Source organism: Bacillus licheniformis DSM 13 = ATCC 14580 (genome assembly GCF_000011645.1).
In the GTDB taxonomy this organism is placed as follows: domain Bacteria; phylum Bacillota; class Bacilli; order Bacillales; family Bacillaceae; genus Bacillus; species Bacillus licheniformis.
Map to the genome: position 1 here is coordinate 2,464,011 of NC_006270.3, position 21,746 is coordinate 2,485,756.

Consider the following 21,746-nt stretch of genomic DNA (forward strand, 5'->3'; position numbering starts at 1 on the left):
CACCCTCTTCATGTCTTTGGTTTTAATGTGGCCCAAATATACAATGCTTATTTATACCTCGTTTCCAGAACTTCTTTAACAGCTGAGACATACGCTTGAAACGTCTCATTTTTAGAACTTGCCCGCGTCCACAGGCCGAACTCCGAAAAAAAAGCCTCTCGTTGAGGCGTGCTGATTTCCAATTGAATGCTTTGACCTGTTTTGCATTGATTATTGATATTTTCAGGATTTCCTCCTGCAAGCCGGTGGCTCGGGCTGACCAGCTCCGCCGAAAAACCTTTGTTCAGCAGCGCTCTGACAATCGCTTTCGCCCCTCCTGTATCCGTTCCCCCCACAAGCGTATGTTCAACGATGTCATGATATCCATGAAAAGCCAGCACATAGCTGTGCTCTTTGACCGCTTTGAGGGCCTGAGGTTCATCAAAATGATTGCTTGTGATGTGGAGATCCCAGTTTTGCGAGGGTTTGATTCCCTCAAATAAATAAGTGGAATAATCGGCGCTGAAGGCGCGGACAAGTTCACTGACACCTCCTTCGATTCCTCCGCCGTGCGGTGAAAGAATCAACAGTTCGGTGCCCATGTCTGTGTATTCGATTTGGTAATCTTCTCCTTCTGTTTCATGTTCGGCAAGCTCGGCAAAATTGGCGTATTTGTCTGCGGATGAAGCGACGCTTTTCAGCGGAAATTGAAAGATGACCGTTAAGCAAATCCCCGTGACTAACCAGATGATGCAACGATTTTTCATCAATGGGTTCCATTCTTCCTGCACCGTTAAGAAACTCCTTTTATCGTGTATTTTGTTGCGAGTATCACGTGATATCATGTTTCGGCCGGGATGAGAGAATTCCAATAAATGGTAAAATATTACTCCCTTTCGTCACCCAGTTGCCATTTTATATAAGAAGAACGGCAAAACGAAAGCGACCTTTACCTTATTTTTCATCAGCGGCCGGCACGTGTTCCCGGAAGCACGGAATCTTTCGGCGTGCCGTATTTTTATATCAATTGCCTCAGGCTGGACAGGTGCCATCAGATCAAGCAGCGCTTAAAGAAGGAAGCAGAGGTTCGATGCCGGGTTTTGCAGAGGGACAAAGTCTCCCTGTTTTTATATGATATTTTGAGCCTCTCTGCAGGGGGCATCGCTAAAAAAATGCAAACAAAAAAGGAACGGATGATTCCGTTCCTTTCTTCGAGAAACCATTATTTTTTATAGAAAGCGCTTCGACCTGTTCGTTCAACCAGCGAAGGGAAAAGCTGGTAGAGTTTGCTGACGCTGTTCATCCAGCCTGGAAGATTGATTTCGCGCTTGTTCGTCATCATTGCCGAGACGATTTTCTTAGCAACCCGATCCGGATCTAGCATCCATCTCCCGACGCTTTTTACATAATCGCCTTTTTTATCTGCCGTCTTGAAAAAGTCTGTTTGAATCGGTCCAGGATTGACCGTTGTCACGTTGACCCCTGTTTCTGCAAGCTCCATTCTCAAGCTGTTTGAATATCCGAGCACCGCATGCTTTGTTGCCGCATAAAGGCTTGACTTGGGCGTCGCTATTTTGCCCGCTTGTGAAGCGATATTGATAATATGGCCTTTGTCTTGCCTGATCATATGCGGGAGTGCCATTTTCGTGCAGGCGATCAGACCGAATACGTTGACCTCAAACATCGCTTTCATATCTTCAAGGGAAGCGTCAAGCGCGCTTTCAAAAATGCCGAACCCCGCATTATTGACAAGAATATCAACCGGACCGGCCTCTTGAAACGCCGCTTCAACTTCATCCGTCCGGCTGACGTCCAATACGATTATACGGCACTTTGCGCCGGTTTTATCCGCGATGTTTTGCTTCAAAGCATCGAGGCGGTCTCTTCTGCGCGCAGCCAGAATGATCTCCGCTCCTTCCCCTGCAGCATGATATGCGATCCGTTCGCCAAGCCCTCCTGAAGCTCCTGTAATCATCACTTTGTGCGCTTTCAACTTCTGCTCCATGTTCGTCACCTACTTTGCATAATAGTAATCGATTCCATCGGCCGCATCAACTCCGATCCTCCCCTGGGATTCCAGATCGTCAAGCTGCCCAATCGTTTCTGACAGTGTTAAGAACAGCTCTTTTTCATAGACTGCAGGGAACAGTTTTCGACATATCTGATAAGGTGAATGCGGTTTTTCAGAGAGGATGCGGTACACCTCTTCGGCTCTGTTTCGCTGCTTTTCCAGCCTTTTGGCGACAAGCTCATTCACTTTTGTGATTTCCTCCCCATGGCCGGGATAAATCATGTGAAGCGGAAGCTCCTGCAGCCTGCCGAGAGATTCCAGGTAATCCAGCAGCGGAGTCGGGCGTTTCCCTCCTTTTTGCGGCACTTCCAGAAGCGGATTTGAAGAAGACGGCTTTAGCAGCAAGTCTCCCCCGAGCATGCTTCCAAGTTCTTCATTATAAAGGACAATATGCGAAGCGGCATGTCCGGGCGTCTCAAGAACCCGCCACCCGTCAAGCCCTTCAATTTGCCCACCTTCTGAAACGGTCTCTGTCAATGTCCGATTACATGAATACCGGTACGACGCTTTTATGGTATGGCCTGGCGGCTTCATATCGCCGGGAACGCCGAATCGTTGAAACAGGTATGTAAAAAAGGACTTTTGTTTTTCAATAAAATCGGGATTTTGACTGATATACGGTTCATTGAACGGATGGCCAATGATTTTTACCTCTGCCGGGAATTCGTTCAGCAGTCCGGCGTGATCAGCGTGATGGTGGGTCAGGACGACCTGGTCGATATCGCTTAATGACAGTCCCTGTTCGGCCAGCTCGCTCTTCAAAACGGCTGCCGCCTCCTTTGTGTTGGGCCCGGCATCCACCAGAGTGAGCGCCTCGCCTCTGAGCAAATAAATGTTGACGTCTCCGACTGCAAACGGAGTCGGCAGTGCAATAGGAATGATTCTTGCGTCTTTCATCGTTTTATTCTCCTCATCCTGCGAATTGATGTTGATCATATTTTACCTTTTTCTCCCGCGCATGTCATTTTTGCCTCAAATGCCTGTTGACATTTCAGCATTCCTCATAGCATAATGAACAACAAATATATGAAGGTGAATGAATGAAGACGCGATGAAGAGGAATAGTAAACGAGCAATGGCTAAAGAGAGTGAAATCCACGGCTGAAAGATTTCACAGCCCGCTTGCCTGTTGAACCTGCCCTCAGAGCGCTTAGGCAAACCTAAACGTATCCCGCGTTACGGGGCAAGAGCTGAGCATGTATATGCTAATGAAGGTGGTACCGCGAAACCTTTTCGTCCTTTGCGAAGACGGAAAGGTTTTTTTGTTTTTAGAAGGAGGAATCAAAATGAAACGAATAGGATTTATCGGAGCCGGTTCGATGGCTGAAGCGATGATTAAGGGGCTTGTCAAAAGCGGTGCAATGGAACCTGAGGCGATATTCGTTACGAATCAGTCGAATACGGCCAGGCTTCGTGAATTAAGCGAGACTTACGGGGTATGCGGAGAAGCAGATACGGCAAAAGTCGCCGCCCGGTCGGATACACTCGTTTTGGCGATGAAGCCGAAAGACGCGGCAGGAGGAATAGCCGCACTCCGCCCCTATTTGCGAAAAGAACAGCTGCTGATCTCTGTTCTTGCAGGCATTCCGATTCATACGATCCAGCACTATGCCGGGCTTGAGCTGCCTGTTGTGAGAGCCATGCCGAATACATCGGCCGCCATTCAAAAATCAGCCACAGCCTTTGCGGCAAGCCCGCTTGTCACGAAAGAGCAGATGCAGGAAGCGGCTGACCTCTTTGCGACGGTCGGCAGCGTTACAATCGTTGAGGAATCTGCCCTTGATGCTGTGACAGCCGTAGCCGGAAGCGGGCCCGCTTTTGTTTATCGGTTTGTCGAAGCCCTGCAGGCGTCGGCTGCCGAGCTGGGGCTTCCTGAAAAAACGGCGAAACAGCTGATTATCGATATGATGGCAGGAGCGGCTCAAATGCTTGAAACCGGCAGAGATCCTTCTGTCATGAGGAAAGAGATCACAAGCGCCGGAGGGACAACGGAAGCAGGCCTTAGGATGCTTGACGACCATCAATTTGAACAGACCGTCATATCCTGCGTCAAAGAAGCGGCGAATCGTTCTGCGGAACTCAGGGATATGTTTGCCGCCAAAATTTAAAAAAGTCGGGAACAGCGTTTTCGCTCGTTCCCGATTTTTCTTCAAGCGGTCCCGTATCTTAGAGAAGCTTGTGTATCGCGAGCCGGAGGATATCTGGCAGCTTTCCAAATGAAAACGGCACATGGAGACGTTCCGTCCATTTGTGAGGATCTTTGCCGGCCGGCCCGATATTGATGACCGGCACAAACAGTGCGTTTTCGCGTCCTTTTGGAAGTGAATAGCCGTGATGAAAAAGCGGCATATTGGATGTGAACGCATCGACTGACTGTTTTTGCAGCTGCAGGTAGCTTAAATCGGACAGGCCGGGGAAATATTGGACTTCTGTAAATTCAATTCCGTGCCTGTCGGCCGCATACTGCTTCACTTCTCTCATCACCTTTCGGATCAGAGGATCGTCCTTTGAAGAAACAGCCGGATAAAACGGCGGACTGTAAAACAGAACGATCATCGGAGCATCTTCTTTGCAGAGTGAAGCCAATTCAGAGACGATTTTCGTTGAAAAGTCGCGGTCTCCAAGCTCCCCCCTGTTCGCAAATGCAAAGTTGAGGATGCGTTCCGCCTCGGGCTTCCCGGCTTTTTCCTGTGCTTTGTTCCACAGCTCCTCAAACGTCATCACGGAAACGGCCGGGTTAATTGGCGTGAAGGCTTCAAACCGCTGATATTCGGCCGTTTTACGTTCGATATTTGTTTGAATATTGGCGGCCGCTTCCCTGGCTGTGTCGAGCAGCATGCGATGGAGCTCGGCGGCGGAACGCTGCATCATCAGCACATTAAAGAGCGACACCGCTGTGTGAGGAGTCTGAACCGAGTAGGCCTCCTTCAGATCTTTTTGCATCAGATTGGCCGGGGGAGGCGTCACCTCTCCGTCCGCTTCTTCGCAATAGTCGACGTTTAATTCGAGCAGCCTGTTGATCTCAGACACCATTAGATTCGCATTCACCCCTGCAAACGGCTCGCCGACATGCGTCTCAACCCCTTTGCAGAAAAATCCGGCAAGCGCTTTGCCGATGCTGCCTGAATAGACGTACTGCTTCGGATCACCCGGATGTTTTTCAAACATCGGCTCACAGTTTAAGCACGCTGTATAATGAAGGCCAAATTCTTTTTCTAAAGCTTTCAGTACAGGTACTGCTTCAAGCATCCCCTGCGAGTTGACTTCTTCGTCCGGAACCGTAATTAATAGAAGGTTTCCGTCAAATTCTCCGTTCATCGCCCGTTCCAGCATAGAAAATTGAACAGCAAGACCCGCTTTCATATCCATGCTTCCCCTACCGAACAGCCATTCGCCGCTTTCCAGGTCTTTTTTGACCCGTTCAGGCAAAAGTTCTTTTTTATCATTTAATAGGTCCATGAGTTCCGGGACTTTGCATGCCATATGTTTGAATTCTCCGTAGTCTGCCGTATCGACCACGTCAAAATGGCTCAAGAGGAGCACCGTATTTGATTTCTTTTCCTTTTTGACGAGGGCGGTTAAAAAATAGCGCCCATCCTCCATCGGGTGAAGCTTTAAGTATTCAGGATTCTTTTGAAAGTACGAACGGTCCTTTAAGACATCATGCATATATTTCGCAAGCGCCACTTCTCCGGCCGTGCCTGAGATGCTTTCGTATTGAACAAGAGAAATGAGCAGCCGTTTCAGTTCTTCCACTGTCTGCCACTTCACAAAGCAAGCCCCCTCTTTCACTGTTTTCCGCAAATGTATGTGATATCATATTTAGTAAAAAATAGAATGTGTACAACTTTATTGTACTGAACATTCTTACATATGGAAATGACTTGAGCAGTTTATATGACGAGAATGGGCAGAATTGGTATAATCGAGGCGAAAACTTACGGGAGGCGAAAAAATTTGAGTAATCGAAAACTATTCACACCATGGAGTTTAAAAGGAGTTACACTAAAAAACCGGATTGTCATGTCGCCGATGTGCATGTATTCCTCCCATGAAAAGGATGGAAAAGTGCAGCCTTTCCACATGACCCACTACATCTCCCGCGCCGTCGGACAAGTCGGACTAATCATGGTAGAAGCTACCGCCGTCACTCCGCAGGGAAGAATCTCTGACCAGGATCTGGGCATATGGGATGACGCGCATATTGACGGACTTGCTGCATTGACGTCACAAATCAAGACGTACGGCAGCAAAACGGCGATTCAGTTGGCGCACGCCGGAAGAAAAGCCGAGGTCGAAGGTACAATCTACGGACCTTCAGCGATTCCTTTCGACGAAAATTCGCGAACGCCTGTTGAAATGACAAAAGAGGACATAAAAGAAACCGTTCAGGCTTTCAAAAAAGGAGCTGAACGCGCGAAAGCCGCCGGCTTTGACATCATCGAGATTCATGGAGCCCACGGATACTTGATCAACGAATTTTTATCACCGCTTTCCAACAAACGCGAGGATGAATACGGAGGTTCACCGGAAAACCGCTACAGGCTGCTTCGCGAAGTCATCGACGCTGTAAAAGAAGTCTGGGCCGGACCATTATTCGTACGCGTTTCAGCTTCAGACTACAAAACAAAAGGCCTTGATGTCGCCGATTATGTCGGTTTCGCCAAATGGATGAAGGAACAGGGCGTTGATTTGATCGATGTCAGCTCCGGTGCTGTTGTGCCTGCTGATATCAACGTCTTCCCAGGCTACCAAGTCGGCTTCGCCGATACAATTCGCGCTCAAGCCGAGATTCAGACAGGAGCTGTCGGATTGATCACTAGTGGCCTTCAAGCTGAGGAAATCCTCCAAAATGGACGCGCTGATCTCATTTTCGTTGCACGGGAGCTGCTGAGAGATCCATACTGGCCGAAAACCGCTGCCAAACAGTTGAACACAAAAATTGAAGGGCCTGTTCAGTACGACAGAGCCTGGTAAACTTAATATCCCGCCTTATGGCGGGATATTTCTTTTTTTCAACTCGTGAGAAACGAACATCCTTGTTTGTGCGTCTTTCCTAATAGAACACCATATACAAAGAGAGGATGACCTCTATGACCATAACGGAAAGAATATATACTGTTGAAGGGTGCATGTTTTATACAAAGCAGAGAAAAGGAAAAAAGAACGCAACGATTATTTTTGAAGCGGGCTACGGTTTTTCTTCAACGACTTGGCAGCCCATTTTATCCGATATAGACGAAGATCTCGGCTTGTTTGCATACGACCGTGCAGGCCTTGGCAAAAGCGGGCCGAGCACCAGCAAACGAACAGCGGATCAGATGGTGAAAGAACTAAAAGCGCTGCTTGCAGCAGCAGACGTCAAACCGCCCTACCTGTTTGTCGCCCATTCGTTCGGCGCCGTCATTGCAAGGCTGTTTGCAAGCCGGTACAGCGATGAAGTCATCGGCATGGTGCTGCTTGATCCCGCTTGTGAAGATCAGGAGGAAAAAGTGCTGCCGCTACTTCCGGACACATTAAAAGAAGATTATGTCAAACAGTTTTCGATCGAAGGGTCCCATGAGGACTTTAAACAAAGCCTGGACATGCTGAAGCAGGAAAAGAAACACCTCGGTTCGGTTCCTTTGCTCGTCCTCTCGGCGGGAAAAAGGACGGAGGCGGCGAAGCAAGCTCATCAAGAATGGCTGAAGCTTCACAGCAGACTGCTGTCTCTATCGCATCAAAGCGGCTGGATTCAGGCGAAAAACAGCTCGCATTTGATCCATCATGATGAGCCGCACATCGTCCAGCTTGCGATCTATGATGTGTGGTATGCGGCACAGCAGCAAACATACGCCTATCAAGCCGCCAATTAAACAAAAAACCAGCAGACAGTCTGCTGGTTTTAGTTATTTTGTTTCACGGTGAATCGTGTGCCTTTTCAGACGCGGAGAATATTTTTTCAATTCCAGGCGATCCGGATTTGTGCGTTTGTTTTTTGTCGTAATATAATTGCGGTCCCCTGTTTCGGTGCACGCCAATGTAATTTTTACTCTCATGTTGTCCTCCTTAATAAAACGTAATCATTACGCTTTATTATACATCATTTTAGAACCGTGTCAACAAAAAAAGCTTCCCGTCCCGGATTGTCGGAACAAAGAAGCTTTATAACTGCCCATTAAGTTCTTTTGATCTCATGCTCATAAAAGTCAAAAGCTGCCACGGTATCAGGAAAGATCGCTTTTGCTTCATCGACCAGTTCAAGCACGTTTTCCCCCTGGTATCTTGCACTGATATGGGTTAAAATCAGTTTTTTTGCACAGGCTTCCCGCGCTGTTTCAGCAGCTTGTTCTGAAGTGCTGTGATAATAGTCTCCGGCGAGCTCCCTGTCGCCTTTCGCAAATGTTGCTTCGTGGATGAGAACATCGGCTTTTTCGGCAAGCCTCTTCACATTCTCGCATGGCCTCGTATCCCCGGAAAAGGCGACAATCCGCCCTTTTTTTGGCGGTCCGATAAAGTCTGCCCCATGAATCGTCCGGCCGTCTTCCAATGTGACCGTCTCCCCGTTTTTCAGTTTTTGATAAACAGGGCCCGGCGAGACTCCGATCTCTTTCAGTGCTTCAGCGTCAAGGGCGCCCGGAACATCTTTTTCCTGCACGCGGTACCCAAAAGCGGGAATGCCGTGAGATACGCTTCTGGCCGTCACGATAAACTGGTCATCCTCAAAGACTGTCCCTTCTCCAATCTCCTTAATCACAAGCGGATATGTGACATGCGTCCCCGATACGTCAAGCGCCGTTTCAAGAAACGTTTTGATTCCTTGCGGTCCGTATACGGTCAGCGGGCCTTCCCCTCCCTGGAAAGATCGGCTGCTGACAAGACCCGGAAGCCCGTATACATGATCGCCGTGAAGATGGGTAATAAAAATCTTTTCAATTTTTCTAGGTTTGATCGATGTATGTAGAATTTGATGCTGTGTGGCTTCCCCGCAGTCAAACAGCCAAACAGACCGCCTTTCTTCTAAAAGCTTCAATGCAACGGATGTGACATTCCTCGTTTTTGCGGGGATGCCCGCTCCCGTTCCTAAAAATAATAACTCCAATATCCTTTCCTCCTGCTAAAAACTTCATCTATCACAAGCATACAGGAAGTCTTGGAAAAAAGAAACGCCGGCCTCGCGTCGGGCTATGCAACTAAATACCCTGACCGTTTTCAGTAAAGTTTTCATACGATTCGATCTCAAATGTTTGCTTTAAGGGATTATTAGCTTTAAAATGAAGAAAATAAACTTATGCTTCGAATAAAGTGAGGTACGTTTAATTGAAAAAAGATCAAATGGAACCAAAAGCAGTTATCGTAATATTTGGCGCAACAGGGGATTTGGCAAAACGAAAACTATATCCTTCTATCCACAGGCTCTACGAAAACGGACAAATCGGGAATGAATTCGCGGTTGTCGGAGTCGGCAGACGCCCTTGGACAAATGAAGACTTTCGCAGTACCGTACAGCAATCGGTTTCGAAGTTTCCGTTAAACGAAAAGGATGTGGACGAGTTTACATCTCACTTCTACTATCATCCTTTTGATGTTACAAATTCCGGCTCATACCGGGAATTAAACGAACTTATAGAGAAGCTGGAAAGTACATATGATATTCCGAATAACCGGATGTTTTACTTAGCGATGGCTCCTGAATTTTTCGGAACGATTGCAAAGTTCCTAAAATCAGAGGGTGTCACTTCAACAACAGGCTGGTCAAGGCTCGTTATCGAAAAGCCTTTCGGGCATGATCTGCCGAGCGCAAAAGCCTTGAACCAGGAAATCCGTGAAGCTTTTACAGAAGATCAAATTTATCGGATTGACCATTATCTAGGAAAGCAAATGGTGCAGAACATCGAAGTCATCCGCTTTGCCAACGCGATTTTTGAGCCGCTTTGGACAAACAGATACATCTCGAACATTCAAATTACGTCAAGTGAAGATTTGGGTGTGGAAGACAGAGCGAGATATTATGAAAAATCGGGTGCGCTTAGAGACATGGTGCAAAACCACATTCTTCAAATGGTGGCGCTGCTTGCGATGGAACCGCCGATCAAGCTGAACACGGAAGAGATCCGCAGCGAAAAAGTGAAGGTTCTCAGAGCCCTTCGTCCGATTCAAAAAGACGATGTCGACCAATTTTTTGTGCGCGGCCAGTATGACGCAGGAGTCGTCGACGAAAAACATGTTCCGGCTTATCGCGATGAGCAAAACGTAGCAAAAGATTCGAATACGGAAACGTTCGTTGCCGGCAAACTGCTGATCGACAACTTCAGATGGGCCGGTGTGCCGTTCTACATCCGGACAGGCAAACGGATGCAGAAAAAATCAACGCAGATTGTCGTCCAATTTAAAGACATTCCGATGAATCTTTATTACGGAAACGGCAACACGATGCACCCTAATCTGCTGGTGATTCATATTCAGCCGGATGAAGGCATCACCCTTCATTTAAACGCAAGGAAGCTTGGAGGCGGCACTTTTGCCCAGCCGATCAAGCTCGACTACTGCCATAACTGCGGGGACGGCATCAACACGCCTGAAGCTTATGAAAAGCTGATTTTGGACTGCTTGCACGGAGACGCGACAAACTTTGCCCACTGGGATGAAGTTGCGCTTTCCTGGAGTTTTGTTGATGCGATTTCTCAAAACTGGGAGGAAAACAAAACCCTTTCCCCTAACTATAAGGCGGGCTCCATGGGGCCGAAAGCTTCTGACGACCTGCTCGCAAAAGACGGCTTTCATTGGTGGCCGCTTTAATAAAAAAACAGCCTTCACAATTGAAGGCTGTTTTTTTATGCTTTCAAGGCCTGCATCTCTTCCGGATGGCTTTTGTCCCGCTTCCACATCAGCTGAAGGACGAACAGCAGAAGGAATATGCCGAGGCCGATCATATCGGAATAGCCTTCTGGATAAATCAGCAGAAGACCGCTGGCAGCCGCCAGTATTCTTTCAAACCAGAACACTTTTCTCATCCAGAATCCGATCATGCCAGCGCCGATGGCGATCATTCCGGACAATGCGGTAAAGACCACCCAGAGAATTTCATACCAATGCGCATCAATCATGAGAAGCTCCGGAGACAGGACGAATATATACGGGATGATAAAAGCGGCAATCGCAAGCTTTGCTGAATTGATCCCCGTTCTGATCGGCTCTCCTCCCGCAACCCCCGCAGCTGCAAATGCTGCCAAAGCAACGGGCGGCGTAATGTCAGCTACGATGCCGAAATAAAACACGAACAAGTGGGCCGACAGATCAGGAACATTCAGCAAAATCAAGGCTGGCGCGGCAATCGTCGACGTAATGACATAGTTTGCCGTCGTCGGCGACCCCATTCCGAGAACAAGAGCGGCGATCATTGTCAAAAAGAGCGAAGGCAATAATGCGCCTCCTGCCAAATCGAGCAGGCCGTTTGCAAGTTTGAGGCCGAGACCCGTCTTTGTGACGACTCCGACGATGATGCCGGCAGCTGCCGTTGCCGCCGCAACGGAAAGCGCCATTCTCGCTCCTTCCGCAAGAGCCAGCACAATCCCTTTAACGCCCATTCGCGTTTCTTTATTGAACAAACCGACCAGGATCGCCAGAACGATCGAATACAAAGCGGCATGCATGACCGTGATGCCCGACATTAACAAAACGACGACCGAAATGATCGGAAGCAGCAAATAAATCTTTTTGAATACTTCCTTGCGGTTCGGCATTTCTTCTTTCGTTAGTCCGCGCAGGCCGAGGCGCTTCGCTTCAAAGTGCGTCATGATCCAGATGCCCGTAAAGTATAAAACAGCCGGGATCGCCGCGGCTTTCGCGATATCCCAGTACGTAATGCCTCCGCCGATGAACTCAACCATTAAAAAGGCGGCGGCTCCCATGATCGGAGGCATCAGCTGTCCGCCGGTAGATGCGGAAGCTTCGACTGCACCGGCGAATTCTTTTTTATAGCCCAGTTTTTTCATCATCGGAATCGTAAACGATCCGGAAGTGACGACATTGGCGACAGAGCTGCCGCTGATCGTTCCCTGAAGGGCGCTTGAAAAAATCGCGACTTTTGCCGGTCCGCCCGTGCTTCGTCCGGCGATCGCTACGGCAAGGTCATTAAAATACTGCCCCACTCCTGTCCTGACAAGAAAAGAACCGAACAGGATGAACAGGAAGATGAAAGTCGAGGACACAGCGAGCGGCGTGCCCAGGATTCCTTCCGTCGTAAAATACATCGTCTGAACGAGCCGTTCCATCGTCAGGCCGTTGTGAGACAAAAAGCCCGGAAGATACGAGCCGTAAAGGCCATACAAAAGAAACAGGCCGGCGATGATCGTAATCGGCAGTCCGACAGCCCGTCTCGTCGCTTCCAATACGAGCAGGACGGCCAACAGCCCGACATAAAAGTCAGTTTCCGTGATCAATCCGATCCCGCCCACAATCGTTTCATAATTGGCGACCCAATAAGCGCCGACGCCTGCTCCTAACACGGCTAAAATTGCGTCATACCAGGCGACTTTGAATTTGCCGGTCTTCCGCAAACCTTTTGTCGCCGGAAACAGCAAAAAAATCAGACCGAGCGCAAACCCTAAATGAACGGACCTTTGAATTTGAGCCGGAAAAACGCCAAAAATGGCTGTGTATAATTGAAACAAAGAAAAAGCGAGCAGGCCGGCAAATGCAATGGCCCCTGTCAATCCTTTGAGCTTTCTCGTTCCCGCTTCAGGATCGTATTTCTCCAGCAGTTCCTGCTGATCTTTTTCCGAAAGCTGCTCAGTCATTGATCTTCACTCCCCTCAGTTGTTGCAAGACATTTAGTTTTCGGACACTCATCCTTGTCCATGTGCCGGGACGGATGTACCGCTTTAACTCATGTTCAGCGCCTGAATACTTGATCCTGTGATTCGCCCTCACCCTGCCGATCCGCATATCGATGAACGGAAAGGTCCTCTTCATGTTCGAAATGGTGTAGACGCCGTTTTTGATGTCGAGCCTTTCACCTTGTTCTGCGTTTGCGGGCATTCCGACGGCCGGATCATGATAGGTCAGAGCGGTCTGCCGAATCATCCCTTTTTCCCACACATACGATTCGATCACTTCTGTCCGATGGATGGAATGCGTATAGACCACATCAAAGCTTTTCTTCTTTTGGAGGGGAAGAAAAGCGATGATCTCGCCGCTGTCCTCTTTCTCGAACACGACGGCGGTCTGATAAGGAATCAGGCATGCCGCTGCAAAAACGGCAATGATCAGCGCCGGCACAAGCCGTTTTATGATTTTTAATTTCCCCATTTTTTCCATATCCCCTGCCGAATAGAAAAACGATAGACCGATGTTTCATTGCAACGGTCTATCGATTGCCCGGGCTTATTCATCGCTTATCTTCCTTGGTTTTACGATTTTTCGATCCCTTTTTCTTTGAAGTATTTAGCCGCTCCCGGATGAATGTCGATATCGCCCAATCCTTCAAGCGCGGTTTCAGGCTTGATAAACTCGCCTTTCGCATGATTGATTTTATCGGCTTCAAACAGCGCTTTCGTCATTTTATAGACGGTGTCCTCATCCATCTTGTCGGATGCGACGAGCATCGCTTTGACAGCGACCGTGTTCACATCGCTCCCGATGCCGTAGGTTCCTTTTTTGATCGTATCCTCCGCATAGAACGGATACTTTTCAATCAGCTTTTTCTGCTTGTCTTTTTCAATGTTTATAATTTTGATTTTATTTTGTGCGGAAAGCCCTTCGACAGCGCCTGTAGGCGTTCCAGCCGTGATGAATGCGGCATCGATAGCGCCTGACTGAATGCCGTCGGTTGATTCTTCAAAAGACAGGTTTTGCGGTTTGATGTCGTCAAAAGACATCCCGTGAACCTCCAAAATCTGCTTGGCATTAATGTTGACCCCTGCTCCCGCAGCACCCACGGAAACCGTTTTGCCTTTTAAATCCTCAACCGAATTGATTCCGCTTTTTTCTGTTGTCACAATCTGTACAGTTTCAGGATACAGGGCGGCAATCGCCTTGATTCCCTCAATTTTTTCTTTAAACATCTCTTTGCCTTCTATGGCATAAGTGGCAATGTCAGTCTGGGAAAAAGCGACTTCAGCTTCCCCTTTTTGCAGAGTTGCCATGTTTTCAGCAGAAGCCCCTGTAGTCTGCGTCGTAAATTTGTCTCCTGTGGCATCCTCCCAAAGGTTTGCAAACTGACCGCCAAGCGGATAATATGTACCGCCGGTTCCCCCTGTCAGCAGACTGTAGTTTCCTGATCCTTTTGACGCAGATCCGCCGTCCTTATTTCCTGATGCATTGTTGCTTCCGCACGCAGCCAATCCCATGACGAGCGTCAGCAGCAATACCATCCATGATAGGCTTTTCCACTTTTTCATTCATTCTCCCCCTTTGCTTGATGGACAAATAACAATCCTATCGTACCATGAAAAATGTATTAGTTGTCAATATATTGTTTTATTTCTAATTATTTAGTTAATTTTATGAGCCGCTCGTTCTGAATATGCGCACGGCCTCTGAAATTCTCGTCCGCTACAGCGATGTTAGTCCATAATCCCTTCGGAGGACAAGCGTGCTGGAAGATTCTATGACAAAACAAAAAAACCCGCGGTTATGCAGGTTTTTCATTTCCGAATATGGACGCTCGAAAACACAAACTTATCATAGCGATGCCTTGCAAAAGAATATTCAAACGGTTCCCCCGTATTTAAAAAAGCGACCTGTTCGACTTCAAGAACCGGATCGTCAGGGGCGCATTCCAAGTACTCTCGGTCGAGTGCACTCGACTTATCCGCCCTGATCTTCCGGTGCGATCCGGCGATTGTCAGTTTCAGCGTCTCGGTGATGTGCCGGTAAACGGAGCCGTGAAGGACGTCTTCATTTAATTCAGAGATGACGTTCGAAGGCATATACGTTTCTTCAATGACATACGGTTCGCCTTCAACCTTTCTGAGCCTGATGATATGATACACCGGAACGGTCTTTTCGATTGACAATTGCTTTGCCACTTCATCTGAAGGGAATTCGACGTCAAATTGAATGATGCGGCTTTCGATTTGTTTGTTGGCAAGAAGCTTGGTCAGCCCAAGGTTTTCGCGGTCTGTTACACTGACGGGAAGCTGCTGAATCGATGATTTTACAATGAAGGTGCCGTGTCCGCGCTTGCGGTACAGCATGCCTTCTGACACAAGAATATCGAGGGCTCTTTTCATCGTCATTCTGCTGCAGGAAAATTCCTTGGCGAGAGAAAGCTCATCAGGTATGGGCTGATCAATCGGATAGTATTCCTCCTGAATCCGCCTCCTCATTTCGTTTGAAATATATTCGTATTTTCTCATGTTTTAACCACCATTACTAAGGATTCTGTAGCCTGTAACACCTTCTTTATCATTATATCGGTTTTAATGCGGAAATAAAAAGATGGCCCAACTGACCATCTTTTAGCCCGAGTCCCTTTTTAAAAACCGTTGTTCTCGGCAACTTTCTTAAACCAGTATCCGCTTTTTTTAATCGTTCGTTCGCCGTTTTTGTCAAGGTTGACAGATACAAAACCGTAGCGGTTTTTATAGGCGTTCGTCCATGACCAGTTGTCCATGAAGGTCCAAAGATGATAGCCTTTGACATTCGCTCCTTCCTGAATGGCTCTGTGCACCCATTTTAAGTGTTCTTTTATAAACGAAATTCTGTAGTCATCGCGGATCATGCCGTCTTCGCCGCGGAAACGTTCTTCTCCTTCAACGCCCATCCCATTTTCAGAAATAAAGCATTCAATATTTCCGTAGTTTTCTTTGACATTGATTAAAATATCATAGATTCCTTTTTCATATATCTCCCAGCCGCGGTGGCGGTTCATTTTTCGTCCGGGCATTTCATAATGGTCAAAAAACCGTTCCGGCATAAAAGGCGCGTCCGGATGAGGCAGGTGCTCCTTCGCTTTCACCCGTCTCGGCTGATAATAATTGATGCCGAGCAGATCGACAGTGTGATTTTTGATCAGCTCCAAGTCTCCTTCTTCCATGACAGGCAAATAGCCTTCTTCTTTTAATATATCTGTTAAAAGCTGCGGAAACTCACCCTTAACGGCGGGATCAAGAAACGATCGGTTAAAGAAAGCGTCGGCTATTTCAGATGCTCTTACATCTGCCGGATGCTGGCTTCGCGGGTAGGACGGCGTTAAATTTAAAATGATGCCGATTTTGCCGTCGCCCCCGAGTCTGCGATAAGCTTCGACAGCTTTAGCGTTTGAAAGAATTTCATGGTATGCGACCTGGACGGCTTTTTGAAAGTCGACGATGTTCGGATAGTGAAAATCGTATAGATAGCCGCCTTCTGCAGGAACGATCGGCTCATTGTGGGTAAACCATTTTTTCACTCGGTCCCCGTACAGCCTGAAGCACGTTTCCGCGTATGAAGCAAAGTGATCGACGACTTGCCTGTTTTCCCATCCGCCGATTTGCTGGAGCGCAAGCGGCATGTCAAAATGATAAAGGTTGACAAAAGGCTCGATGCCAGCCGCAAGCAGTTCATCGATGACTCGGTTATAAAAGGCAGCTCCTTCTTTGTTCAGCCGCCCTTTTCCATCAGGAAACAGACGAGCCCACGAAATGGAGAAACGAAAAGAGTGGTGGCCAAGCTCTTTCATCAGCTGAATATCTTCTCTGTAAGTCTCGTAAAAACGCGAAGTCTTCTCAGGGCCTACTCCGTCAAAAAATCGGTTTGGCTCTTTTTCGTACCAGTGATCCCAAATGTTCTTTCCTTTGCCTCCTTCGGCCGCCGCTCCTTCAGTCTGAGTGGCGGAAGCCGCCGACCCCCACCAGAAGCCATTTGGAAAACGGTATTGAATTTGTTCTAGCTGCGGTTCTGTTTTTGACATGTCATCAATCTCCTTTTAAAGTCCTAGTGTTGTCTTTTCTTGTTCCGCTTCATTGATCTCCTGCTCTTTTTTCATATTCATCCGGTCGATGAATTTCAAAAATGGGAACCAGATCATAAAGACAACGGCTAAATTCACAATCTGAAGAATGCCGCCGGCAAGCGAATTGGTCGCCATCATTCCGCTGATAAAGATCGGCACAGTCCAAGGAATCGTGACCCCGGTCGGCGGCGGTACAAGCCCGGACGCCATCGCGAAATACGTAATCAAAGTGACGATCATCGGCGAGATGACCCACGGAATAAAAATGAGCGGGTTCATGACGATCGGCAGACCGAAAATGATCGGTTCATTTACGTTGAAAATTCCCGGGGCTGCTCCGAGTTTTGCGACCTGCTTCATCTGCTTGCTCCTCATAAACAGCAGGATCGCAATAATCACGCCAAGGTCATGCCGGTTCCGCCCATTCCGACGGTGTAGACTTCCATAAACTGCTTATTGATAATATGCGGCACTTCTCCTGTTGCGGTATAGCTATTCAAATTTTCGATCGAAAGCGTATTCCAGATCGGATCCATAACGGAGTTGATGATAATTTGTCCGTGGAGTCCGAAAAACCAGAGCAGCTGAGTGAAAAATATGGCAATCAAGGTCGGAATGATACCGCTTCCAAGACCGACAAGCGGAGCCTGCACCAGGTTGTAAATTAAATCGTGCATATTCGTATTGAACGCTTGGGTTACAAGGATATTGATCACCAAGTAGACGGACAAGGTCATCACCGCCGGAATCAGCGCGGCAAAAGATTTTGCTACAGCAGGCGGAACGCCGGCAGGCATTTTGATCGTATAGTTTTTCTGGACAAAAAATCTGAAAATCTCAGCGGATGTAAAGGCGGTAATCATTCCGAGGAACATCCCTTTCGCACCGAGCCTGTCAATCGGGATGACGTTCGGAATCACTTCCCCTCCTTCGCCGTTTAATACAAACGGAGTCAGCAGAAGGAACGATGCCAAAGCGACGACTCCTCCAAAAACCGCTTCGACTTCATAAGTTTTGGACAAATAATACCCGATCCCGAATACGACGAAAACGGACATGATGCTGATCGTTGCGCTCGGCGCTATGCTTAAAGCCGACTGGAACGTTTCAAGCGCGGATTTGCTCATCATTTTATTGAGAAACGGCAAATTGGTTAAAACGACAATGATCGATCCGAAAATGGTGAGCGGAAAAGCCAGCATAAATGCATCCCTCAGCACGCCTAAATACCGGTTATTATTCAGCTTCCCGGCAATCGGCACCAAGAGGTTGCTCAATTTTTCAAACATGGTCTCTTATCCCCCTTCGATTTTGCCATGCAGTGCGAATCATAGACTTTTCTCTTTGAACAATTCCAATAATTCAGAAACGAGTTCCTTCATCGTGAGCGTCGACATCAAATGGTCCTCGGCATGCAAGAGCAGCAAAGAGAACTCATTTTTTCCCCCGCCCGCTTCTTTTTGGATCATTTGAAAATGAATATCGTGGGACTGCTGCAAATCGTCTTCTGCCTGTTGTAGCAGCTCCTCTGCTTTCTGAACGCTGCCGGCGCGGTATTCCCTGATGGACTGAATAACCTTGCTGCGGGCGTTTCCGCTGTGAAGAATGAGCTGAAAGCAAATTTGTTCGCCTGTTAATTCATCGAGCTTTAATTTTTCCATTATCGTCAATCCCCGATCAGGCTTAGCGCCTGTTCATAAGCTTTCTTTCCATCAGCCATTCCGTAAGCCAGCATATCAATCACATCAACCTTAATACCGTACTGTTCAGCTTCCTTCTGCAGCTCGCCTTTTAAAAAGCTCATTTGCGGGCCGATGAGAACGACGTTCGCCTCTGCCATCTCTTTTTTCGCCTGGTCCTGTCCGACCGCCCAAATTTTTGCCTCGTCACCGATTGAATGCGCGTATTCCTGCATCTTGGTAACCAGGAGACTTGTCGACATTCCAGAGCTGCATGCGAGTAAAATTTTCTTCATGGTGATCTCCTCCCTTTATTAAAAGCGCTTTCACACAACTATTATTATATCTTTTTATTTTTAAATGTCTAGACATTTAAAAATAAATGTATGTATTTATTTTGAACAATAAAAAAACCCCTCTTCTTTCCAGAGGGGTTTTCAAATAAATTATCTGGCGTATTTTTTGAATAGCTGAACTGCTTCTTTAGGCACGTAGAAGGATCCATTGCTTTCAACAATCACGCTGTCTAGTTCGTATTCCTTCCCGTTGATTCTGATAATGTTTTTGTTCACAGGCATTTCGGCTTTTGCTTTTTTGCGCGCTGCGACAAGAACTGGGTTAGCCGGATCTTTTTGATCGATCGTTACGCTGGCTCCGGCTTTTTTAAATGCCTGTTTTGCTTCGATAAATAATTCGTTTGTTAATTTGTCTAAGTTGAAGCCCATTGCCTTTGCCATCGTTTTGGCGATATCGGTGTTTTCGACGAGACCCTGCGGCTTTTCTGGACCATACGAATACAGGAAGACGTCTTCACCCGTATGACCGCCTGTTGTGAATCCGATGTTGGCCCGGTTGCTGAGCAGCTTGGTAAATAATGAAGCCGCTTCTTTTTTGTTTTTCACGCTTTTCAGCTGTTCCTTCTCTGCCGGCGTTAAATCATCAAGTCCGTAAAGCTTCGCCGCTTCTTCGATATTCGATAAGTCGTCTTTTAATTTGCCAGTTGCGCCTTCCACCGTCATTTTAGCTTTTTTCAGCGGATCGACATAGGCTGATACCGGTGTTGTGTCATAGCCTTTCGTCGTGTTGCTGTTGCCGATGGAGATGCCGCTGTTGCCATGGTCTGAGACGGCAATAACCATTGTATGTTTATCTTTTTTAGCGAAATCAAGCGCTTCTTTCACCGCGTTATCAAACGCCAATACATCGCTGATCATGCCGATCGGATCGTTTTGATGCGCTGCCCAGTCAGGCTTGCTTCCTTCCACGAATAAAAAGAAACCGTCCTTGTCTTTAGAAAGCGTCTGAATCGATTTTTTCGTCATCTCTGCAATAGTCGGCTGCTCTGGATGCGTTGCGCGGCGGTCCATGTCATACGCGAGATCGCGCTGTGAGAAGGCGCCCCAGATTTTTTTCGATTTTGACTTGAGGAGTTGATCTTTCGTTTCAACGAAATCGTACTTTTTATCTTTGAGCACTTTTACAAGGTCTTCACCGTCTTTGCGGCTTTTATCCTTTGTACCCGGCTGAAGCGATTCTTTTCCTCCGCCAAGGACAACATCCATGTTTTGATAAACCTGCTGTTCACCGAGCACTTCAAAATTATTGCGGTCTTTATGATGGCCGGAATAGCCGGCAGGCGTGGCATGCTGAATTTCAGATGTTGCAATGATGCCGGTTGCTTTCCCCTTCTGTTTTGCGCCTTCCAGCACGTTTGCTACAGGCCGGTAATGATCTTTTTCACGGACCTTCTCGACTCCTGGTGTATTCACTTTTGAAGGCAGCACACCGATATAGGAAGAATTTGATTTTCGTCCCGTTGCCATCGCAGTTGCTGCAGGTGCAGAATCAGTGATCGCCGATTCTGCCGAATACGTCCGGACACCGCCGCTGACGATCTGGTCCATTGCGAGCGGTTCGCCTTTATACCAGCGTGCCAAAGTTGTTGCAGAAGAGCTTGTCCCATCCATGACCATCATGATCACGTTTTTGACCTTCGGCTCTTCTTTTTTTTTCGCTGTTTCCATTGCCGCACTGCCTGTTCCCGCCGATCCTAAAGCGACTGCGCCTGCCAGTGTAATGCCGACGATTCTGTTGCGTAAGAAACCCATTCTTATGTACTCCCTCCATAACTGCATTTTGTTGACACACCTACACTATCATTGCTATGTAAACAGCACTTTTGCTTTCTATTAATCTTATGTAAATTTTCATGGGCTTATGATGAAAAGAAGGCATCCGCCTTCTTTTCACCCTTTTCCCGCTTGGAATCCCGGGTATTTTGTCATCCCGCCGTCTACATACAGCGTCAGGCCCGTCACATAGCTTGCTTCTTCGGATGCTAGCCAGGCCGCGCAGGCTGCGACTTCCTCCGGCTTTCCGATATACCCTATAGGAATCAATTCAATAACGCCTTTTTTCAATTCGGGATCAGCGAATTTTTCGGCGTTAATCGGCGTATCGATTGCACCGGGGCCGATCGCGTTTACCCGGATTCCTTTCGGGGCATATTCAAGGGCAAGGGTTTCCGTCAGCAGTTTTGCCCCGCCCTTGCTTGCCGCATAATGGACAAAATGCGGCCACGGGATTTGCTGATGGACGCTGGACATATTGATGACCGAGCCTTTAATATTATGGTCGAGCATATAGCCGATCGCTTCCCGGCATCCTAGAAACATCCCCGTCAAATTGGTTGATATGACGCGGTTCCAGTCCTCTAGAGCCAAATCCTCAGAAGGTACTTCATTTTCCACCCCTGCGTTGTTCACCATCACATCAACGGAACCGAATGAATCAACAGCCTGTCTGATCAGCGCTTTTACATCATCTTCTTTTGAGACATCTCCTTGAACGGCAATCGCGCGCGCTCCGCTGCTTTCTATTTTCTCCACCGTCTCTTCAGGATTTTCTTCTTCCTTGAAATAATTGATCACTACATTGGCTTTTTCAGCACCGAAGCGCAGTGCCATCGCTTTTCCAAGGCCTGTACCCGCCCCTGTGATAACGACCGTTTTTCCCTCTAAACTTGGATACATGGGTTGATTCCTCCTTATTGAAACTCACTTTTGAGTAGGTTTCCACACAACCGCTTAAACATGCATCC

At 47.7% G+C, this 21,746-nt stretch carries 19 protein-coding genes, 1 pseudogene and 1 other annotated feature; of the genes and pseudogenes, 4 read left to right on the top strand and 16 right to left on the bottom strand.

Annotated elements, in window-relative coordinates; genetic code table 11:
• Positions 1 to 47 precede the first annotated feature (47 nt).
• The 3 genes from TRNA_RS34110 to TRNA_RS34125 all read right to left on the bottom strand — a co-directional run bounded on the left by TRNA_RS34110 (position 48) and on the right by TRNA_RS34125 (position 2,947).
• Complete coding sequence (locus TRNA_RS34110; RefSeq protein ID WP_003183259.1) at positions 48 to 770, bottom strand: poly-gamma-glutamate hydrolase family protein; 723 nt, start codon at positions 768 to 770, stop codon at positions 48 to 50.
• 431 nt (positions 771 to 1,201) lie between these two features.
• Complete coding sequence (locus TRNA_RS34120) at positions 1,202 to 1,984, bottom strand: SDR family NAD(P)-dependent oxidoreductase (protein WP_003183261.1); 783 nt, start codon at positions 1,982 to 1,984, stop codon at positions 1,202 to 1,204.
• Between the two features lie 9 nt (positions 1,985 to 1,993).
• Positions 1,994 to 2,947: an MBL fold metallo-hydrolase gene (locus tag TRNA_RS34125; RefSeq protein WP_011198095.1), complete on the bottom strand. Its 954-nt coding sequence runs from the start codon at positions 2,945 to 2,947 to the stop codon at positions 1,994 to 1,996.
• Between the two features lie 145 nt (positions 2,948 to 3,092).
• Positions 3,093 to 3,294: a binding site (T-box leader), on the top strand.
• Positions 3,295 to 3,336: 42 nt separating this feature from the next.
• Here TRNA_RS34125 and proC point away from each other — a divergent pair.
• Positions 3,337 to 4,158: a pyrroline-5-carboxylate reductase gene (gene proC, locus TRNA_RS34130; protein ID WP_003183264.1), complete on the top strand. Its 822-nt coding sequence runs from the start codon at positions 3,337 to 3,339 to the stop codon at positions 4,156 to 4,158.
• A 58-nt stretch (positions 4,159 to 4,216) separates the two neighbouring features.
• On the opposite strand, the gene TRNA_RS34135 is transcribed toward proC, so the two are convergent.
• Entirely contained in the window at positions 4,217 to 5,821 is a 1,605-nt protein-coding gene (locus tag TRNA_RS34135) for a M20/M25/M40 family metallo-hydrolase (protein WP_011198096.1), read from the bottom strand.
• Between the two features lie 135 nt (positions 5,822 to 5,956).
• Here TRNA_RS34135 and namA point away from each other — a divergent pair, with 135 nt between their 5' ends.
• Positions 5,957 to 7,027 carry an NADPH dehydrogenase NamA gene (namA, locus tag TRNA_RS34140; RefSeq protein WP_085959520.1) on the top strand — a complete coding sequence of 357 codons (1,071 nt, stop codon included), beginning with the start codon at positions 5,957 to 5,959 and terminating at the stop codon, positions 7,025 to 7,027.
• Between the two features lie 116 nt (positions 7,028 to 7,143).
• Complete coding sequence (locus TRNA_RS34145) at positions 7,144 to 7,905, top strand: alpha/beta fold hydrolase (protein WP_009327935.1); 762 nt, start codon at positions 7,144 to 7,146, stop codon at positions 7,903 to 7,905.
• Between the two features lie 33 nt (positions 7,906 to 7,938).
• Here the strand turns inward: TRNA_RS34145 and rpmG are convergent, their stop codons facing one another.
• Together rpmG and rnz are read right to left on the bottom strand one after the other, a co-directional pair.
• Positions 7,939 to 8,088: a 50S ribosomal protein L33 gene (gene rpmG / locus TRNA_RS34150; protein ID WP_003183271.1), complete on the bottom strand. Its 150-nt coding sequence runs from the start codon at positions 8,086 to 8,088 to the stop codon at positions 7,939 to 7,941.
• Positions 8,089 to 8,207: 119 nt separating this feature from the next.
• Positions 8,208 to 9,131, bottom strand: coding sequence for a ribonuclease Z (gene rnz / locus TRNA_RS34155; protein WP_009327934.1), 924 nt, complete (start codon positions 9,129 to 9,131; stop codon positions 8,208 to 8,210).
• A gap of 233 nt (positions 9,132 to 9,364) precedes the next feature.
• On the opposite strand from rnz, the gene zwf reads away from it, so the two are divergent.
• The gene (gene zwf, locus TRNA_RS34160) at positions 9,365 to 10,828 is read left to right on the top strand and encodes a glucose-6-phosphate dehydrogenase (protein WP_031314657.1); all 1,464 of its coding nucleotides are present in this window, start codon (positions 9,365 to 9,367) and stop codon (positions 10,826 to 10,828) included.
• Between the two features lie 35 nt (positions 10,829 to 10,863).
• Here zwf and TRNA_RS34165 read toward each other — a convergent pair whose 3' ends face one another.
• The 10 genes and pseudogenes from TRNA_RS34165 to TRNA_RS34210 form a co-directional block, all read right to left on the bottom strand.
• The gene (locus TRNA_RS34165) at positions 10,864 to 12,828 is read right to left on the bottom strand and encodes a TRAP transporter permease (protein ID WP_009327932.1); all 1,965 of its coding nucleotides are present in this window, start codon (positions 12,826 to 12,828) and stop codon (positions 10,864 to 10,866) included.
• Entirely contained in the window at positions 12,821 to 13,339 is a 519-nt protein-coding gene (locus TRNA_RS34170) for a DUF1850 domain-containing protein (protein WP_011198098.1), read from the bottom strand. The genes TRNA_RS34165 and TRNA_RS34170 overlap by 8 nt, the downstream gene beginning before the upstream one ends.
• 101 nt (positions 13,340 to 13,440) lie before the next feature.
• Entirely contained in the window at positions 13,441 to 14,430 is a 990-nt protein-coding gene (locus TRNA_RS34175; RefSeq protein WP_011198099.1) for a TAXI family TRAP transporter solute-binding subunit, read from the bottom strand.
• Between the two features lie 246 nt (positions 14,431 to 14,676).
• A complete protein-coding gene (locus TRNA_RS34180; protein ID WP_003183283.1) occupies positions 14,677 to 15,390 on the bottom strand; it encodes a GntR family transcriptional regulator in 714 nt (237 codons plus the stop codon).
• Positions 15,391 to 15,509: 119 nt separating this feature from the next.
• Positions 15,510 to 16,925, bottom strand: coding sequence for a glycoside hydrolase family 1 protein (locus TRNA_RS34185; protein ID WP_003183285.1), 1,416 nt, complete (start codon positions 16,923 to 16,925; stop codon positions 15,510 to 15,512).
• Between the two features lie 15 nt (positions 16,926 to 16,940).
• A pseudogene (celB, locus tag TRNA_RS34190) lies at positions 16,941 to 18,256 on the bottom strand (PTS cellobiose transporter subunit IIC).
• A gap of 39 nt (positions 18,257 to 18,295) precedes the next feature.
• Positions 18,296 to 18,628, bottom strand: coding sequence for a PTS lactose/cellobiose transporter subunit IIA (locus TRNA_RS34195; protein WP_011198100.1), 333 nt, complete (start codon positions 18,626 to 18,628; stop codon positions 18,296 to 18,298).
• Positions 18,629 to 18,633: 5 nt separating this feature from the next.
• Positions 18,634 to 18,942, bottom strand: a complete 309-nt coding sequence (locus TRNA_RS34200; protein ID WP_003183291.1) for a PTS sugar transporter subunit IIB — start codon at positions 18,940 to 18,942, stop codon at positions 18,634 to 18,636.
• 150 nt (positions 18,943 to 19,092) lie between these two features.
• Complete coding sequence (locus TRNA_RS34205; protein ID WP_011198101.1) at positions 19,093 to 20,754, bottom strand: alkaline phosphatase; 1,662 nt, start codon at positions 20,752 to 20,754, stop codon at positions 19,093 to 19,095.
• A 138-nt stretch (positions 20,755 to 20,892) separates the two neighbouring features.
• Complete coding sequence (locus tag TRNA_RS34210) at positions 20,893 to 21,678, bottom strand: glucose-1-dehydrogenase (RefSeq protein WP_011198102.1); 786 nt, start codon at positions 21,676 to 21,678, stop codon at positions 20,893 to 20,895.
• Positions 21,679 to 21,746: the final 68 nt, after the last annotated feature.

Bases quoted from the DNA above. Each gene is read 5' to 3' on its own strand.
- TRNA_RS34120 (WP_003183261.1), bottom strand. From the start codon at position 1,984: ATGGAGCAGAAGTTGAAAGCGCACAAAGTGATGATTACAGGAGCTTCA.
- TRNA_RS34125 (WP_011198095.1), bottom strand. From the start codon at position 2,947: ATGAAAGACGCAAGAATCATTCCTATTGCACTGCCGACTCCGTTTGCA.
- proC (WP_003183264.1), top strand. From the start codon at position 3,337: ATGAAACGAATAGGATTTATCGGAGCCGGTTCGATGGCTGAAGCGATG.
- namA (WP_085959520.1), top strand. From the start codon at position 5,957: ATGGGCAGAATTGGTATAATCGAGGCGAAAACTTACGGGAGGCGAAAA.
- TRNA_RS34145 (WP_009327935.1), top strand. From the start codon at position 7,144: ATGACCATAACGGAAAGAATATATACTGTTGAAGGGTGCATGTTTTAT.
- rpmG (WP_003183271.1), bottom strand. From the start codon at position 8,088: ATGAGAGTAAAAATTACATTGGCGTGCACCGAAACAGGGGACCGCAAT.
- zwf (WP_031314657.1), top strand. From the start codon at position 9,365: ATGGAACCAAAAGCAGTTATCGTAATATTTGGCGCAACAGGGGATTTG.
- TRNA_RS34165 (WP_009327932.1), bottom strand. From the start codon at position 12,828: ATGACTGAGCAGCTTTCGGAAAAAGATCAGCAGGAACTGCTGGAGAAA.
- TRNA_RS34170 (WP_011198098.1), bottom strand. From the start codon at position 13,339: ATGGGGAAATTAAAAATCATAAAACGGCTTGTGCCGGCGCTGATCATT.
- TRNA_RS34175 (WP_011198099.1), bottom strand. From the start codon at position 14,430: ATGAAAAAGTGGAAAAGCCTATCATGGATGGTATTGCTGCTGACGCTC.
- TRNA_RS34180 (WP_003183283.1), bottom strand. From the start codon at position 15,390: ATGAGAAAATACGAATATATTTCAAACGAAATGAGGAGGCGGATTCAG.
- TRNA_RS34185 (WP_003183285.1), bottom strand. From the start codon at position 16,925: ATGTCAAAAACAGAACCGCAGCTAGAACAAATTCAATACCGTTTTCCA.
- TRNA_RS34195 (WP_011198100.1), bottom strand. From the start codon at position 18,628: ATGGAAAAATTAAAGCTCGATGAATTAACAGGCGAACAAATTTGCTTT.
- TRNA_RS34200 (WP_003183291.1), bottom strand. From the start codon at position 18,942: ATGAAGAAAATTTTACTCGCATGCAGCTCTGGAATGTCGACAAGTCTC.
- TRNA_RS34205 (WP_011198101.1), bottom strand. From the start codon at position 20,754: ATGGGTTTCTTACGCAACAGAATCGTCGGCATTACACTGGCAGGCGCA.
- TRNA_RS34210 (WP_011198102.1), bottom strand. From the start codon at position 21,678: ATGTATCCAAGTTTAGAGGGAAAAACGGTCGTTATCACAGGGGCGGGT.